The sequence below is a fragment of the Bacteroidota bacterium genome, from assembly GCA_030706565.1.
In the GTDB taxonomy this organism is placed as follows: Bacteria; Bacteroidota; Bacteroidia; order Bacteroidales; family JAUZOH01; genus JAUZOH01.
Genome location: JAUZOH010000027.1, coordinates 1 through 18,997 on the forward strand (window position 1 = coordinate 1; position 18,997 = coordinate 18,997).

An 18,997-nucleotide genomic window follows, 5' to 3' on the forward strand; every position below is an offset into this window, starting at 1 on the left:
GAACAAACCACCTTTTATGCAGAATACAACAGCAGGGGGAAAGGGGCTAACCCTTTAGCCAGAGTGAAATGGTCAAAACAACTGAGCGATGAGGAAGCTGCCGCTTATACCCTTGAAAATGTTTTTACCAGAAATTCGGTTTGCATTCCTGTGGTAGGAAGTTGGAACCCTTTAAAGTAAATGGTGTATTAAATTTTAATAGCTGTACCTTTTATAGAATTACATATTTAAAAATGGCTCCACAATGAACTCGGCCCTGATATAGTTTATATTATTAAAACCTGCAGCAAACAGCAAAAATTAAAATAATTTCAACCATGAATAATCTTAAAAAATCGGGAATATTATTTATCCTAAGTATCCTCTTATGTTTAATGGCATTCAGGCCCCAGGGGAAACCCTGGTCAGTCAGAATGGCCAATTCGGAGATGAAACGGTTTCCCCAAAGCTGGATGCTTGACAATTCCGCCAAGCCGAAATGGGGATATTGTCAGGGATTGGTTTGCAGGGCCATGATGGAAACCAGTAAGGCTACAGGGAACAAGAAGTTTTTTGCTTATGCCAAGAGTTATGCAGATACCTTGATCTCAGCTGAGGGGACAATTAAAACCTATCAGATTCAGGATTATAACCTCGATCAGATCAATGCGGGCAGAATATTGTTTGATCTTTACCGTCAAACCGGGGGAAAGAAATACCTCAAAGCCCTGGAAACATTGCGTGATCAGGTTCGTAACCAGCCCCGCACATCGGAAGGCGGTTTCTGGCACAAAAAGATCTACCCTTATCAGATGTGGCTGGATGGCCTTTATATGGCCAGCCCCTTTCTTGCCCAATATGCAAAAGAATTTAATGAACCCCGGTTATTCGACGAGGTGGTAAAGCAAATTACTCTGGTGGCCAAACATACTTATGATCCTAAAACAGGTTTATATTACCATGGTTGGGATGAAAAACACATCCAGAACTGGGCTAACCCTCAGACCGGCACCTCTTCTTGTTTCTGGGGGCGAAGTGTTGGCTGGTATGCAATGGCTATGGTTGATGTATTGGATTATCTCCCTAAAAATCATGCGGGCCGCAATAAGGTGATCAGAATATTAAAAAGTCTGGCCCCTGCTCTTGCTAAAGTACAGGATGGGAAGACCGGATTATGGTATCAGGTACTTGATCAGGGTGGCCGCCAGGGCAACTATCTGGAAGCTTCCTGCTCTTCCATGTTCGTTTATGCTTTGGCAAAGGCTGCTAAAAAGGGATATATTGAGAAAAAATATCTGGCAGTCGCCCAAAAGGGCTATGATGGTTTGCTTAAGAACCTGATTAAGGTGGATAAGGAGGGCACAGTTTCCCTGGTTCAATGCTGTGCCGTAGCCGGATTAAGCGCCAATCGGCCCGGTACATACGATTATTACATCCATGAAAAGATTTGTGAAAACGATCCTAAGGCAACCGGTTCATTCATATTGGCCAGCCTTGAGTTGGGCAGATAGTCGCTGGGGTACGGTAAAATACAAAGATTAATTTTAAAATCAGATTATTTACACAAATTACAGATTATTAATAAATTACAAATTATATTTAACAAATGATAGAAATAAAAAGAAAAAATTTCAAAGTCAGGGAAAAAGTGTTTATCCTTTTATCCATATTATTATCCTTTAGCACTTTCTCTTTAAGGGCTCAGGAAAGTACTCTTTCAAAAGTTTGGGTTCCTGATAACGGAAATGGAACCTATAAAAATCCCGTGATTTGTGCCGATTATTCTGATCCCGATGCAATAAGGGTAGGAGATGATTTTTATTTGACTGCTTCGAGTTTTAATTGTGTACCCGGTTTGCCGATTTTACATTCCAAAGATTTAGTCAATTGGGAGATTATAGGGTATGCTTTGAGTAAGCAGATTCCTGAAGATGTTTTCAACAAACCTCAACACGGGAATGGGGTTTGGGCTCCTTCCATTCGTTATCACAATGGAGAATTTTATATTTTTTATCCCGATCCCGATTATGGCATATACATGGTTAAGGCCAAAAATCCTGCAGGGCCCTGGGATCCTCCTGTTCTGATCAAGGATGGGAAAGGACTGATTGACCCCTGTCCGTTGTGGGATGATGATGGCAATGCATACCTGGTTCATGCATGGGCCGGGAGCAGGGCTGGTATCAAAAGTATCATCACCATTAACCGCATGAACAATGAAGGGACCAAAGTCCTGGATGATGGTGTCCTTGTTTTTGACGGGCATAGCCATTATCCAACGATTGAAGGACCTAAGATTTACAAGCGCAATGGCTATTATTATATTTTTGCTCCTGCAGGAGGGGTGGAAACGGGTTGGCAGTCGGTCTTGCGTTCCAAAAATATTTATGGCCCTTATGAAGACCGCATTGTAATGGATCAGGGGAAGACCCCGGTTAATGGACCTCATCAGGGAGCTTGGGTAGAGCTGGCTTCGGGGGAATCCTGGTTTTTACATTTTCAGGATAAAGGGGCTTATGGCCGTATTTTGCACCTCCAACCGATGAAATGGTTAAACGACTGGCCGGTAATTGGTATTGATAAAAATGGCGACGGGAAAGGTGAGCCTGTGCTGAGCTTTAAAAAACCCAATGTTGGGAAAACTTATCCTAAGGCAACTCCATTGACTTCTGATGAATTTAATTCCAATTCTCTTGGGCTTCAATGGCAATGGCATGCCAATCCTCAGGCAACCTGGGCCTTTCCGGTTGGTAATCAGGGCTATTTAAGGTTGTTCTCATACCCATTGCCTGAAGGATATACCAATTTCTGGGATGTACCCAATCTGCTTTTACAAAAATTTCCTGCCCCTGAATTTACCGCTACAACCAAGCTTACCTTCACCCCAAATTTTGAGGGCGAAAAGACCGGTTTGATTATTATGGGAATGAATTATGCTTATCTGGCTGTAACCAATCAAAAGGGCAAATTATACGTTTCGCAGACTGCCTGTACCAATGCGGACAAGCAGGGCAAGGAAATTGAGACAGAAAAGATATTACTGCCGGATAATACGTTTTATTTGAGGGTAAAAGTTGAAAAAGAAGCAAAATGTACTTTTAGCTACAGCGCTGATGGAAAACGTTTTACTTCTTTGGGCGATCCCTTTACTGCCCTGAAAGGTAAATGGATAGGGGCAAAAGTCGGCATTTTCTGCGTTCGCAGTGGCAAATTTAATGATGCGGGTTATGCTGACTTCGATTGGTTTAGAATTGAATAAAAAATACATGATCATTGACCGAAATAAAGTAAATAGATAAAATATCAATAATATAAATTAAAAAATATATGAAGTCAAGGTTGAAATCAATCCTCGTAATATCCTTGGGGGTATTGTCGACTGTTCCAGGTTTGGCCCAGTTTAGCGGGGATAAAGTCCCATTTGATATGCCGGAGGTTAAAGTTCCTGTCTTTAAAACCGATACATTTAATGTAAAGGATTATGGAGCAGAGAATGACGGGATAACACTCAACACAAAAGCATTTGCCAAAGCTATAGATGCTTGTTCGGCAGCAGGTGGCGGAGTAGTCCTTATTCCTGAAGGCTGTTGGCTGACCGGGCCAATTGTTCTGAAAAGCAATGTAAATCTTCATACCACCCGGGGAACCCTGGTGAAGTTCAGCAGGAATTTTGATGATTATCCCATCGTTCAGGCTGCTTATGAAGGCATTATGATGATGCGCTGTGCTTCGCCTGTGAGCGGAAAGAACCTGCAAAATGTTGCAATCACGGGATATGGGATTTTTGAGGGATCTGGTGATGCCTGGAGGTCCGTAAAAAGAGAAAAGCTTACTCCCGGCGATTGGAAGAGTCTGATCACTTCAGGGGGAATTCTTTCTGAAGACAAGAATACGTGGTATCCCAGTAAAAAATATTTGAAAGGCAATGCTTATCCTTCCGGTTATCTTGGCCCCAATGCCACGATTAAAGATTATGAAGCAATTAAAGATTTTCTGCGTCCGGTTATGGTTAGTTTCATCCAGTGTAATTCTGTTTTGTTGGATGGACCTACTTTTCAAAATTCTCCCAGCTGGTGTATCCATCCTTTACTTTGCGAGAATCTGACATTAAGAAATGTGACGGTTCGTAATCCCCAATATGCCCAGAATGGCGACGGAATTGATGTGGAATCCTGCCGGATCGGAACTATTACCAATTGCAGTTTTGATGCCGGCGACGATGGCATTTGCATCAAATCCGGTAAAAATGCAGAAGGGCGTAAGCGGGGCAAGCCAACAGAATATTTCGTAATTTCAAACAATGTGGTTTTTCACGGACACGGTGGTTTTGTAATTGGCAGTGAGATGTCCGGAGGAGTTCGTAATATTTTTGTTCACAATTGCTGTTTCGTGGGGACAGATATAGGTTTGCGTTTTAAAAGTACCAGGGGCCGTGGGGGTGTTGTAGAAAACATTTATGTATCGGGCATTGCCATGATCAATATTCCTACTACCGCGATTCTTTTTGATATGTTCTATGGTGGTGCTTCCCCTATTCCCGAGGGTGGTGCAAAGGTTGAAAATAATTCCGAAACCATCACTAAGCCTGTTGTCGACGAAGGAACCCCCCGGTTTGAAAATTTCTTTATAAAGGATATTTCCTGTAATGGTGCTGATCAGGCAATTCTTGTGAAAGGATTGCCTGAAATGAGTATCCGCAATATCAGTCTTGAAAATATTTCCATCAAATCGAAAAGAGGCTTTTCCTGCATTAACGGTGATCATGTTAAATTGACCCATATTAAACTGGATATAGAAAATGGCGATGCCGGTATAATTAAGGACAGTAAGAATGTTGATCTTTCCGGTTTCTCCTGTAACCATTGTCCAGGCAAATTGTTAAGGGTAAGCGGAGCCGAATCGGAAAATATTAGTATTTCTGGTAATAATATTAATAAGAATGATATTGAAATGGGGAGAGAAGTGAAGTCAAAAGTTAACATCCATTAACTGTGAATTTATTCTAAATTCATGTTATAAAAAACTTAAAAAACCCCGTCAGGGGTTTTTTATTTCAGCAAATAGCAAGAGAATTATTATATCTGTTATCATTATTTTTAGCTAAATTGCATTACTTATTACCTAAAAACGAGGATGAACCAATACTCTGACCAGGATATTTTGGAAAAGCTTAAGTCGGATAATGAAGCTGCCTTAGATTACCTGTTTCTGGCTTATTATGAAAAGTTATGCATTTATGCTTTTACTGTTTTAAAAAACAAAGATATAGCCGAAGAAATTGTTCAGGATGTTTTTGTGAAATTATGGAAACAGCATAGAAAATTGAACATAGAAACATCTATAAAAGCTTATTTATTCCGTACTGTTCATAAACATTGCATCAATTATTTCGTCATTAAGCCGGGAAGCTATAATATTGGAAGTACAGCTTTTAATTTGACAAAAAACATTAAAATCAGGGGGCTTTACCGGGATACTTTACCGGTTATCCACATGTCAGGGGCAACATCTACTGCCAATATGTTGAATATTGCAACCACCAGCCAGTTGAATTATATTCGCTTTGAGAATATTGAATTCTCAGGATATTTGGATAATGTCAGTGGGGGAACCAAAATAGGTTATATGTTTAATCAAAGTACAACCTGCACACTCGGAGAATTGAGCTTTACCAATTGTGTTATTCGTAATATCGGCAATACTCCTGTTCGTTTGAAAGATGCTCCGGTTAAAACAATTTCAAATCTTTCATTTGATAAATATAAAATTTTTGATATCGAAAATTCCAGCGTTTATGCCTTTGTGAACAACAATGTCGCCGGTTGTTCCATAACTAACATCAGTTTTACCAACAGTACGGTTTATAATTTTGCCGTTTCTATTGTTCTTCATACTACAGCCAATTCCAATTCTGTTACGCTGCAGAATTGTACCTTTAATGAGATTTCCACTTCGGGAACCGGAACATCCATCAGGTATATCATTGATTACAACACTTATACTGTTACCAACGGAGTAACCATCCAAAATTGTATTTTTGGCAGTACCCCAAGGGCATATACGGATGGCGTAAGGGTAAGTACAAGTACCAATAAACTGATTTCAGGATTCTATTTCACAAGTGATTATAAGGATAATAATGCCGCAACAACATTTTCTATCATGGGAAGTTTAACGGCATATTCAGGTTCATCAACCGCATTGTTTAAAGCCCCGACAAACGGTGATTTTACGATTATTGATGCAGGATTCGCCGGAAAGAGTAATGCCGGTGATCCGCGCTGGAGGCCCTAAATTATTTTTACTACACTAACCCAGGGGAAGAGCTGCTTGTTTTTTGGCAGCTCTTCCTTTTTTATTCTTTGTCAAAGAATAATATAATTTTGTCATTATTTCAGCACAGTTAATTGAAATATTATTTTATAACTTTGAAGCACCAAAAACTCAATTTGCTTTCGGGTTCGATCCCTATATGAAAGCGATATGAAATGTTTGACTTATTACACCTAAATGCCTATGTTCCGTAAAGTAAATAGGGGAACGTTCCGTTTTGAATTTGCTGTCTCTTTCATTTTCTTTTTACTGATTAATCTGAATATTTCAGGACAAGGTATTCAGATGTCTTTCGATCATTTGACTGTGGATGACGGGCTTTCACAAAGCTGTGTTTTTTCTATTGCCCAGGATTCAAAAGGTTTTATGTGGTTTGGTACCCGGGATGGCTTGAATAAATATGACTCTCATGCCTTTAAAGAATATAAACATAATCAGAAAGATCCAAACAGTCTGATTGGCAGTGTGATATTTTCACTTTTATCGGATAAACAGGGAACCTTATGGGTGGGAACCAATAATGGACTAAGTATTTATAATTCCCAAAAAGACAACTTCACAAATCTGGTCAATAATCCTAAAGACCCTAATTCGCTCAGTCAGAATGGGATTATGTATATCTTGGAGGACAGGAGCCACCATATTTGGGTAGGTACAAGAAATGGGTTAAATCTTTTGATTTCAAGAAATCCTTACCGTTTTAAACGTTTTCTGTATTATCCCCGCCAGGAAAATTATGTGCATTATATTTTTCAGGATAGGGCCGGAATCATCTGGGTAGGGACTGAAAGGGGCTTGTTCGAACTTATAAGTACAGGCAAGGACCAAAGTTATAAGATTTGTTGCTACAGACATAGCAACAACAATGTCAATAGCCTGAGTCATGATTATATTAATGCCATTTCAGAGGATTTCTCGGGCTCAATTTGGGTAGGAACCGAAAAAGGTGGGATAAATCTTTTAGATAAAAAGACGGGCAAGTTTACTTCCGCCCTTAACAGCAAGGCAGAACTCTTTCATCTCGATGAGACAATCCGTTTCCTGAAACTTGATCCAGGTGGAAACATGTGGATGGGAACCATGTCTTCCGGCGTCTTTGTCCTCAACAGGCAGGGAAAGAAAATAGCAGAGTTGAGGAACAGTCCTGATAATTCAGAGTCTTTAAGCGACAACTCCATACGTTCTATATTTATTGACCGTGATCGATCTTTCTGGATTGGTACTTTCTTCGGCGGAATTAATTTCTACAGTCCGAAGTGTAGAAAATTCAGCAGTTTTAAACAGGTCGAAAAAGGTTTTCATCTCGGACATAAGGTTGCAAGTGCTATTGTGGAAGATGAAAATAATAATTTCTGGATTGGCACTGAAGGGGGAGGCATGATTTTTTGGAACCGCCGGTCTAATGAGGTTCAACATTATAAGCATTCCACGGGTTCTGTAAATTCGATCAGCAACAACAATATAAAAACCATTTTACCCGAGGGACGTAAAGGTTTATGGATCGGAACAATGAACGGGTTGAATTATTTAAACCTGGCTAATCATCAGTTTACCCATTATTTTTCCACCACGGGTATGCCCAATTCAATCCCTCATGATCGCATTTACAGCATTATCAAAGATTATAAGGGGAATTTGGTATTAGGTACTTATGGAGGTGGACTTGCAAAATTAAATACGAAAAGTGGCAAAATAGAAGTTTTTAAGAATAACCCTTCTGATCCGTCTTCCCTTTCAAATAATTCGATTACCTGCCTTTATGAAGATTCCAGACATGTCCTGTGGATTGGAACCGGCCTCGGCTTGAACCGTCAGCTGACTAATGGTAAATTTTTAAGATTTTTGAGCCAGGATAATAATCCTTCTTCTATCAGCGGGAATTATATCAATTGCATTTTTGAAGACGACCAGAAACGCCTTTGGATAGGAACCCGGGGAGATGGTTTTAGTATGTTTCAGCCCCGTACCGGAAAATTTGTCCGTTATTCTGTTGAACAGGGATTAGCCGGTACCAATGTCAATGGTATCCTGGAAGACAGGAAAGGTTTCTTATGGCTGAGTACCAATAATGGCCTGTCAAAATTTAATCCCCGGAACGGTGAATTTAAGAATTATAATAAATATGACGGACTGATTTGCAAGGAGTTTAATATTAACTCATATTGTAAGGACAGAAAAGGTTATATGTATTTTGGCGGTTACAACGGGATTGTGGTTTTTCATCCTGACAGCATTTTGGAAAACTCGATAATTCATCCGGTCGTGTTTACCAGGTTGTTTTTGTTCAATAAAGAGATTAAAGCAGGTTCTGTTAAGGGATTATTGGACTATAATCTCGATGAAACAAAAAAATTGACCTTTCATTACAACCAAAATGTCTTTTCTATTGAATTCGCCGTTTTGAATTATATCCTTCCCCATAAAAATCGATATGCCTATAAACTTGTCGGGTTCGAAGAGAACTGGAATTATGTGACCAATCCTGTGGCAACCTATATGAACCTGAAACCCGGAAATTATACCTTATTGGTTAAAGGTTGCAACAATGATGGGGTATGGAATAACACCCCCATTGCATTAAAAATTCATGTACTTCCCCCTCCCTGGAAAACCTGGTGGGCATATCTTGTTTATTTGCTTATAGTTGCCGGTGCAATACGTTTCTTTATCAGGGTGAAACTTGCAAGAATCAGGCTGGAGCATAATTTATACCTTGAACAGCTTGAGAATAAAAAACAAAATGAATTAAGTCAGGCTAAACTCAGGTTTTTTACAAATATTTCCCACGAGTTAAGGACTCCGCTTACTCTTATTCTTAGTCCCCTGGAAAGTTTGCTTAATTCTTCCTTTGAACCCAAAGCACATAAGCAACTTCAGTTGATACAGGCCAATGCAAACAGGATATTGCGGCTTGTGAACCAACTCCTCGATTTCAGGAAACAAGACACCGGAAACCTGAAACTGAAAGTTGCAGAAGGGAATATTATCAAGTTTATTGACGAAATTGTCCTGGCCTTTCAGGATTATGCGCATACAAAGAAAATTAATCTTGAATTCCATTCTCAGGATGATGAAATAAAAGTCTGGTATGATAGGGGCGAGCTGGAGAAAGTAGTTTTCAACCTCATTTCCAATGCCCTTAAATTTACTCCGGAAGGTGGATATGTTTCTGTTTCAATTTTGAAAAAGCATCCGGATCAGAATTCCCCTGAAGGGTACATTGAATTGATGGTTGAAGATAATGGCATAGGTATTTCCAAAGAAAATATGAGTAAAATATTTACTCGTTTTTATCAGGTAGAGGATGAATCCTATCCTACTTATGGTTTTGGCATAGGATTGGCTCTAACGAAAGGGATAGTGGAGTTGCATCATGGGACTATTCAGGTAGATAGCCGGGATTCCAAGCAGGGTCCGGGTGGTTTTACAAGGTTTACGGTTTCTTTATTGCTGGGCAATTCTCATTTTTCGTCCGGAGAGATTGTCAATGATTATGTGAACAGCGAACATGTGGAGTCGTTTTTATCTCTGGAATCCGAAAGTAATCTGGCTGCATTTGGTGAAAAAGATGTTTCAAAATCCAACACTAACAGGAAATATTCTGTCCTGATTGCTGATGACAATGCTGAGATACGTAATTTCCTTAAAGAAAAGCTTGCAGTCGATTATCATATCCGGGAAGCTGCCAATGGCCAGGAAGCATGGGATATTGCTTCAAAAAATTTGCCTGATCTTATTATTAGTGATGTTCTGATGCCTGTGATGGATGGGATTACGCTCACCAAACGGTTGAAATCGGACGAACGGACTAACCATATTCCGGTTATTCTGGTTACGGCACGCCATACAATTATTCAGCAAATGGAAGGACTCGAAACCGGTGCCGACGACTATATTACAAAACCTTTCAGCGTAAGCCTGCTTGAGCTTAAGGTGAAGAATTTATTAAGTTCGCGTGAAAAATTAAAAGAAAAATACGGGAAAATTATTAGCCTCGAACCTCAAAATACGGAACTGTCCGATCCTGAAGAGAAATTTCTTCGACGATTACTGAAGATTATCGAAGAAAAAATGACTAATACCGACTTTAATGTTACCATGCTGGTTAATGAAATTGGGATGAGCCGGCCGGTACTGTTCAGGAAAGTCAAGGCCCTCACGGGGTTATCGGTTATTGAGCTTATTCGTACTACCCGTCTTAAAAAAGCTGCATTGCTTTTGAAGCAAAAGAAACTTTCCGTAGCAGAAGTTGGATATACAATAGGATTTTCCGATCCTAAATATTTCAGTAAAGAATTTCATAAGTATTTCGGGAAATCACCTTCCGAATTTCTTTCTCAACCTGAAGGATAAACCCCATTAATTGTTGAAGCACAATATCATAAATGGTCAAAATTGATCATTTAAGATATTGTTTTGAGAACGATTTTCTACCCTTTTGAACAAAAATTCCCCCTTTCTGAACAAAATTTCCTACCTACTTGAACGAAAATTAACCCCTGTTACAGAGAATTCCTGTCTACAATTGTAATCATTTTCTGAAGCAAAAGGAATGAGTGGTTTTAATTGAAAAGATGATTTGCAGCAAAGGCTCTTTTTTTTTGCATTCAGTTCTAAACCTAAATTAATTCAATATGAAAGTTTTTATGAAGAAAAAACCAAAAAACAAACTGCTTGGGAAGTTAATTCCTTTGTTGGCCTTTTTGTTTTGCGTGGGGCAGGCTCTGTATGCCCAACAAATTACAGGGAAGGTAGTATCAAATGATGGGGAGCCCTTAATGGGGGTAAGTATTCATGTTGACAAGACTACCACAGGAACCACGACAGATCTGGATGGTAAGTTTTCAATTAAGGTACCGGGAAGCGAATCTGTTTTAGTGTTTTCCTACATTGGTTATCAGTCACAAAAGATCAAAGCCGGGAAACAATCCAGCATTACTGTCACCTTGCTGCCTGATGCCAAATCCTTGGATGAGGTGGTGGTCATTGGATACGGTACGGCAAAGAAACGTGACCTGACCGGTTCGGTTACCAACGTGGGCGAAACCTCAATTTTGGAAAAGCAACCGGTTTCTTTGACTGATGCTTTGCAGGGGCAGGCAGCCGGCGTGCTGGTTACTACTGACGGCGATCCCACAAGTGACGGATCTATACAGATCAGGGGGGCTTCTACCATTAATGCCAGCGGCAATGGCCCTCTTTATGTTATTGATGGGGTCATCTCAGACAATGCAAAATTCATTAATCCTAAGGATATTGAATCTGTTGATATTTTAAAAGATGCATCTTCTTCGGCCATTTATGGAGCACGTGGTGCAAACGGGGTCATTTTGATTACAACCAAAAGCGGCAAGTCCGGCAAACCTTCTATCCATGTCAGTTATACAAATCTGTTCGGAAAGCTTGCCCATAAACTGAGAACAACCAGTGCTGATGAATTGCGCTATTACAGAAAAATGAGGGGCGATGGGAACAGTGGTGTAAATGTCGACTCCGTAAACTATTACCTGAACCAGGATAATGATTACCAGGATATTTTATTAAGGGTTTCCAATAAGAAGATGTTATCATTAAGCATAAGTGGTGGCACATCAAAAACTCCTTCAGCAGATAATCCCGCTACTCCCGGTGATGGAATTAACTATTATATGGGCATAGATTATACGGATAATCAGGCAATAGTAGTCAACAGCTGGTTAAAAAGGGTTCAGTCAAGGATTAATGTCGGTTACAGGCAGAACAAACTGGAAGTAACCAATAACCTGTCCTGGGCTTATGAAACAGGTAATTCAATTAATGTGGGTAATACCCTAAAGCAGGTATGGGAAAAGAATCCCTGGACCAGTGCTTATAAACCTGATGGCACATTGGCTTCAACCATAGAAAGTAAACGTAATCCTTTGGCTCAGGCTTTACTGGCCACCAATATGGAGGAAAATTTCACTGCTTTAAATAATACCCAACTGGCTTATCAGTTTACAAAAGATTTACGGTTTACCACTTCTTTCAATGCGAAGCTGGAATCCGACAGGAACTGGACAATGAGTCCTGCTTCTATTTCAACTTCTTCTCCTCAGACCAATTCTGCCAGCAATGAATTCGAAAGGACTTTTTACTGGTTGTATCAGGCTTATTTTAACTACGGGAAGACTATTGGTAACCATTCATTTACCGGTTTGGCTGGTTTTAGTGCTGATCAACACAGGGATGATGATTATGTCATTTCTTCCTTGAAAATTATTGATGAACAATTGTTCACATCCAATATGGGACAGACCGACATCACCTCTTCAAGTAAAACTGGGACAACAGCTACGGCACATACTACTGCTTCATTTTTCGGACGTCTGGGATATAGCTTTAAGAGCCGTTATATTTTGCAGGGAACCTACAGAAGGGATGGTTCTTCAAGATTTGGTGAAAACAGCAAATGGGGAAACTTTTTGTCGGGATCAGCAGCATGGCGTTTCTCTGATGAGAGTTTCATGGACTGGTCAAAGAAATTTTTGACCGATGGTAAATTACGTTACAGTATTGGCCAGGCCGGGAATGATGCAATAGGTGATTATTCTTCTTATACGGTATTTAATGCAGGTACAGAAGTTTATATGGGCGTGAATGGTGTCGCAGAAAGTAATACTATGGGCAATTCCAAAATTCAATGGGAATCAACTACTTCTTCTGATTATGGTTTGGATCTTACTTTCTTTAATGGCCGGATGAATTTCACTGCCGACTATTACCGGAAAATTACGGATAATTTACTTTACAACAGTGCTTTACCAAATGAATGTGGTAAAACTCAGGTAACTATTAATCTGGGCTCTATTCAAAACACAGGCTGGGAATTTACCCTGGGTGCTACTCCGGTTTCAACCAGAAATTTCAATTGGAATATTATGGGTAATATCTCTTTCCAGTCCAGCAAAATTAAGGAACTGGCTAATCATACCCCCTTCTTGTCTGGAGATAAATGGTGGATCCGGGAAGGTGGAAAGATTGGTGACTTTTATGTATGGAAAAACCTGGGCGTATATCAATGGGATCAGTCAAATGCTTATGTCGGCGATCAGACCAGTAAATATTACGGGCAACAACTTACTGTTGAAATTGACCCTAACACAAAAAATCCAGACGGGCAATATTTATTGAACGGAGATGTTTATGCCGGTCCCATTCAGAAAAAAACCAGAAATGGGATTGTGCTTCAGGGGGGTGATACCCAATGGCTGGATGTCAATAATGATGGCGTAATTGATGATCAGGACAGGCTTATTTGTGGCAATGCCCTTCCCAAATACTATTTTGGGATCAGCAATACCTTTACCTATAAGAACTTCTCCTTGAGCATTTTCATTAATGCCCAAATGGGTGATGATATTTATAACCGGGTAGCCAACAACCAGAATGCTAATAGTTCTACTTATTCTCCTCCTATTTATGATGCTATTTTGACCTCTTGGAAGCAACAGGGCGATATCTCCAAATATCCATTGTTCACCCGTAAGGATACAAGAGGAAGTATAAGTTCAGGTACCAATAGTTTATACATTGAGAATGGATCTTTTATCCGTTTGTCTAGCGCAAGGTTGAACTATAATTTCGACAAGACCTTGGTGAATAAAATCAGGCTAAACGGAGTCAGCATTTTTGTTTATGGAAATAATTTAGCTACCTGGACAAACTACAGCTGGTATGATCCTGAATTTTCGCTGAATGGGCTTCAACCCGGTGAAGATAACGGGAAATACCCGAAAACTAGAGAACTGGGATTTGGTGTTGACGTTAATTTTTAATAATCATGAGAACTAAACTATATAAAATAACAGCTTTTTCAAGCGTACTGATGGTACTGCTTTTGGGAAGTTGTAAGGACTTTTTAACAGAGGATCCGCTTACCCAGATAACCTCTGAAAATTATTTCAGGACTGTAAACGATGTCCAATCTGCAATGGCTGGACTTTACTCTTCATTCAGGCAGGAAATGACCGGAGGGGGAACTTCTTCTACAGCAGGTAAATATTTTTACTGGGGTGAAGTAAGATCCGACAATTTTGACAAATCACAATACGGAGGAACCATGCAGAATGAAATCACCCTGAATCAGATAACTTCAGGAAATTCCATGTCTGACTGGACCGGTTTATACCGGACTATTTCCCGTGCAAATGTCAATCTGGAATATATACCGAAAGTTGCAAAATATGACAACAAGGCAACGCCGGATACCATCAATAAATATATGTCCCAGTGTTATGCGATGAGGGCCATGTGCTATTTCTACATAGTAAGGTTATGGGGTGATGCGCCAATTTGGACTGCACCCTACGAAGATCTGTCGAAGGATCCGAAAAAGGCAAAGTCTCCGAAAGATACGATCATCAATTCAATTATTTTACCTGACCTGCTGAAGGCTTATGACCTGATGAAAAAAGGGCAGACTGCAAATGTATGGTATATCAATGAAGGGGCAATTTGTGCCACATTGGCTGATGTATATATGTGGAAGGGTGATTATAACAATGCAATGACCTGGTTCGGGAATTTATTTAATGCAAAATCTCCCTTGGGAACTACTTATGGAGTCCCTTCCGGCAGCGATTCTTCACATATTGAAAAGGCCGCAACCTGGAAAAATGTATTTTTATCACCCTCTACTTCACCTGAAGGTATTTGGAGTATTTATTTCGACTTGCCGACTTCTACCAACAGCCCGAATCTGCCGGTTTCGACAGGTTATAGCAACAGCGGTTTAAAACCTGATTCTGCCGTTTTCGATGGAACTGCTGCTCATGGATGGACTGGCTCTGTTGATAGCCGTGCCAGGCAAACTATTGATATCCTTCAGGCAGGTTGGGGTAATCTGTTGAAATATTATCCCAAGGGTACTTTAACGTCAAAATCAACTACATTGGCACTTCCGGCCTACCTGGTCATGTACCGTTTGAGTGATATGTATCTGCTATATGCTGAGGCTTTGAATCAGACCGGAAATTCGACTGCTGCTGTAAATATCGTGAATCTGATGCGTTCCAGGGCCAATGTTAAAAAATGTACCGATCCTTCGACCTGGAATGTGCCCAATATAGTCAATGCGGTGGAAGATACCATTTTGAATGAACGTCATTGGGAATTGTTTGGGGAAGGAAAACGTTGGTTTGATCTGATTCGTACTTATCATGCGCATTCTGTTATGTCTCCCATTATCAAACAGCGATTAAGAAGATATTATGGTTCTACTTATGATCCTTCAGCTGCGGTTGACGATTTCAGTACTGAAGATAAGTCCGGTAGAACAATAGATCCAAAGGAATTATGGCCTTTGAACCGTACTATTCTTAATGATAATGTGAATTTAACACAGAACAATCCTTATAATTAATATAGATCGATATGAAAACAATAGATTTAAGGATCAACTTAAAAAAGATGTATAAAATAATTAATATATTACTTGCTGCATTTCTTGCAACAAGTATGGCCGGCTGTACTATGTTTGGCCTGGATTTGCAGGAGGATTACAACAGGGCACCTCATACCCTTAGTCCTTACCTGGGCAAAACAGCATGGGATTATATGAAATCGCGTAACTATATCATTGTTACAGATACCATCATCAATGCCACTGCTGATGCAACAATTAAGACTGTTGATACTGTAAAGATTAACAGTGTTTCTACTCTGCAGGTTACTTATACCAATTACGCTTTGGCAAAAACTGCTTCTGAACCAAATTTCCCTGCAACAGCTACGGTAAAATTCGGTAAGGTGATCAGTGTAGATACCATTTTCTCCGCTATGCTGAGAGGGGTTGCCTATAGCGGTATTGATACCAACGAATACATGAAGGCAGGAAGGACTTTTGTTATTTTACATAACGATGCAATCAAAAGAATCAATACTGCAAAAGGAGCTGACAATGGAAAACCTTATTCAGATTGCTTTTTTGGTGCTGTACTTGTAAACAACAAGGTTGCTGCAAATTGGAGTGATTATAAGAATCCTGAATTTGTAAAGAAATATCTGGAATATTTGATTTTGATGGGTAAGTTCAGCCATTATACCTTGAGTGATATTGGGGATTCAATTGTAAATACCTTATTGACCAATGATTCACCTTTGTATTTTCAGCATTTGCCCCTTGGTATTACTCAACCTGGAGGTATTCCCGTTGGTTCCTCGTCAAGCGGTTCTGTGCCAGCATTTATTGACGGGGGGAACGGAGCTAATCCTGCTTATGGGAGCAATAATGGCACCCAGTATATTCAGATTCTGAACTGGTCACCTTCCAATACTTCTGATTACCCCATACAGCTTAATGATTATCTGAATGTCAGAACAAGCGATCTTATCGCAGACGGTTATGACGAACAAGGGAATCTGGTACCTAATAGTGTATATATACAAGTGATTGACAGATTTTTAACAACAAATTTACCGCACTAGATTTGTTTTTTAACAAAAGGTTTATTGCTGCTTGCAGCAATAAACCTTTTCAAAATTTTATTAACAAATAAATTGATTAAAGGATATTCCTGTTTATTGTCTAAGATAAGCGCATATCTAAATGGAAAATAACAAACATCAAATTGCAATGACTGTCAGGGTACTTTTCATACCATTTTTCTTTTTGCTCTCAAGCAGTTTTATTGAGTCGCTGGATGCCCAGTCGATGGTTGTTGAAAGTCTTACAGGCCCGGTCACTCAGAATGAAATCACTTCGTTCAAGGCATATATGCGCCTGAAAGTTCAGGCTCCTGCCACTAATGATGCCAATATCTGGGTTTATGGCAATTCAGGAAAAGCAATTGAGGCCTGCGGTTTGATGTATGAAGCCTGTGGCGATACCGCTATTCTTAACCGGATGATTTATTATTGTGACGCTGCCCTTGCAGGCCGTAATGATCTTGCCTCAGCTGCCGATGGCGGACAGCGTATTGTCTGGACCGGCAAGATAGAACCGGTCTGGCCTTCCTCTAATTCTTCAACCATTCCTGCCGGGGCAGGTGTGGAACAGGGTTCCGTACTTTCTCATATTGCCTATTGTGCCAAACTGATTTTAAAAACTCCTTCTTTGTGGAATTTGAATGTGTCTTTGGGTGATCCTAAGGGATTTGGAACCACCTATAAAGCCAGGGCAATCAAATATATTCAGGAAGCAGACTATGTTATTGATCATTGGATATTGCCTCATTTTATCCGCACTACAGAAAACAATCATTATTACTTTCCTGGAGCTCCCAATACCTATAAACCGGATGAACCTGCTCCCTGGAACCAGGCCTGGATGCTGACCGACGGTTTTATCCGTCTTGTTGAATGCCACCTGATTTTGGGAGATTCTCCTGAACGGGTTGCTCAATACGATTCCATTGTGCAACCTAATGTAGACTGGTTCATGGCTAATCTTAAAGCCAATGCTTCTGTTTATGGATCCCCCTGTTGGACCTGGGCTTATGCTTTGCCTTCAGGAATGGAGGATACCAACCACTTCGCCTATGATTGCGAGGGACTCTGGATCGCTTATAATTGCGGCCGATATGGAATTAAATTTAAAGATATGCTTCCTTTTGCCAATACCTATTTTGATGTGGTGCTGGCAACTGTGAATAACGGGCTCTATGCCGGCCGGGTGGATGGAACTTATGGAACCGGTCATGCCGCCGGGGACAATTATGTCCGGGATGAATATATTTATTTTACGCAGTTCCGTCCTGAAAAATACCTGACTGTCGGCAATATTGAAATAAATAAAAATAAAGTTGCATCTTCGCCGCAAATTACCGGCAGGCTTTTATGGGAAAAAAGCCGCCGTTATGCCTCACCCGACACTATTTTTATTCAGGCTGGTGTTAACGGGACTATTAGTCCAAATAACAAGGTAATTGCATATCCGGGAACGGATCAAAATTTTGTTATTATCCCCGATAATGGATACCGGATTAAGGATGTCCTGATTGATGGAAAAAGTCAGGGTACCCTGTCCTCTTATATTTTTACCAACGTTTCATGTAATCATACCATTTCTGCAAGTTTTGAAGGCACTAGTACCGGTGTGGCCCAAATAAATACGGAAAATATTTCAGATTTGGGTTTCGAATTGAAGCTAAGTTGCAGATCTAATCCGGCTTCTGATTTTACTCATATTAATTATTTCTTGCCTTCAAACCAGGAAGTTACAATTGGGATTTACAATATAAATGGTCAGCGGATTAAACAGTTGATCAGAGAAACACAAAACAGTGGCAGGCATGAAGTGCCCTGTAATGTTTCCGGCATTCCAAGCGGAATATATTATGTGCTTCTTTCTGCAGGGAATTTAAGATCAACTTCAAAATTGATAATTGCAAATTAGAATTGAAGGCAAAGATTAACATATTGTTTTTTTTAGTTTATTTCCTTTGCTCGAATGCAGGACTTTCTCAGTCTCTTGTATCCATGAAGGATGGGAAACTTTCCTATACGTTCTATGCGAATCAGTCGGAAACCAATGCCGTAAATATCATTCCCGATTTTTCCTTTGTGGGGTATATGGAAGGCAAAGTTCCTTTGCCGGATGTACCTGTTGTGAAGACAGTAGAACCGGTTTCCGGCGAATGTCATCAGGTCCTTCAGGCTGCAATTGATGAGGTTTCCGCACTTCCTGCCGATAAAAACGGCATCAGGGGGGCTGTTCTTCTGAAAA

The 18,997-nt window shown here is 40.1% G+C and carries 11 protein-coding genes; all 11 read left to right on the plus strand.

Features of this window, described 5'->3' with window-relative positions:
* On the plus strand, positions 1–180 hold a 180-nt coding region (locus Q8907_02940; protein ID MDP4273216.1), incomplete at its 5' end, for a pectinesterase family protein.
* 137 nt (positions 181–317) lie between these two features.
* Complete coding sequence (locus Q8907_02945; protein MDP4273217.1) at positions 318–1,490, plus strand: glycoside hydrolase family 88 protein; 1,173 nt, start codon at positions 318–320, stop codon at positions 1,488–1,490.
* A 95-nt stretch (positions 1,491–1,585) separates the two neighbouring features.
* A complete protein-coding gene (locus Q8907_02950) occupies positions 1,586–3,238 on the plus strand; it encodes a glycoside hydrolase 43 family protein (GenBank protein ID MDP4273218.1) in 1,653 nt (550 codons plus the stop codon).
* Positions 3,239–3,306: 68 nt separating this feature from the next.
* Complete coding sequence (locus Q8907_02955) at positions 3,307–4,968, plus strand: glycoside hydrolase family 28 protein (GenBank protein ID MDP4273219.1); 1,662 nt, start codon at positions 3,307–3,309, stop codon at positions 4,966–4,968.
* Between the two features lie 144 nt (positions 4,969–5,112).
* A complete protein-coding gene (locus Q8907_02960; protein ID MDP4273220.1) occupies positions 5,113–6,273 on the plus strand; it encodes a DUF5123 domain-containing protein in 1,161 nt (386 codons plus the stop codon).
* A 222-nt stretch (positions 6,274–6,495) separates the two neighbouring features.
* Positions 6,496–10,665 carry a two-component regulator propeller domain-containing protein gene (locus tag Q8907_02965; GenBank protein ID MDP4273221.1) on the plus strand — a complete coding sequence of 1,390 codons (4,170 nt, stop codon included), beginning with the start codon at positions 6,496–6,498 and terminating at the stop codon, positions 10,663–10,665.
* 293 nt (positions 10,666–10,958) lie between these two features.
* The gene (locus tag Q8907_02970) at positions 10,959–14,108 is read left to right on the plus strand and encodes a TonB-dependent receptor (GenBank protein ID MDP4273222.1); all 3,150 of its coding nucleotides are present in this window, start codon (positions 10,959–10,961) and stop codon (positions 14,106–14,108) included.
* Between the two features lie 5 nt (positions 14,109–14,113).
* Positions 14,114–15,694, plus strand: a complete 1,581-nt coding sequence (locus tag Q8907_02975) for a RagB/SusD family nutrient uptake outer membrane protein (protein ID MDP4273223.1) — start codon at positions 14,114–14,116, stop codon at positions 15,692–15,694.
* An 11-nt stretch (positions 15,695–15,705) separates the two neighbouring features.
* Positions 15,706–16,758, plus strand: a complete 1,053-nt coding sequence (locus tag Q8907_02980; GenBank protein MDP4273224.1) for a hypothetical protein — start codon at positions 15,706–15,708, stop codon at positions 16,756–16,758.
* Positions 16,759–16,879: 121 nt separating this feature from the next.
* Complete coding sequence (locus Q8907_02985; GenBank protein MDP4273225.1) at positions 16,880–18,667, plus strand: T9SS type A sorting domain-containing protein; 1,788 nt, start codon at positions 16,880–16,882, stop codon at positions 18,665–18,667.
* Between the two features lie 23 nt (positions 18,668–18,690).
* Positions 18,691–18,997, plus strand: a 307-nt coding sequence (locus tag Q8907_02990; protein ID MDP4273226.1) for a hypothetical protein, incomplete at its 3' end; no start/stop codon positions are given.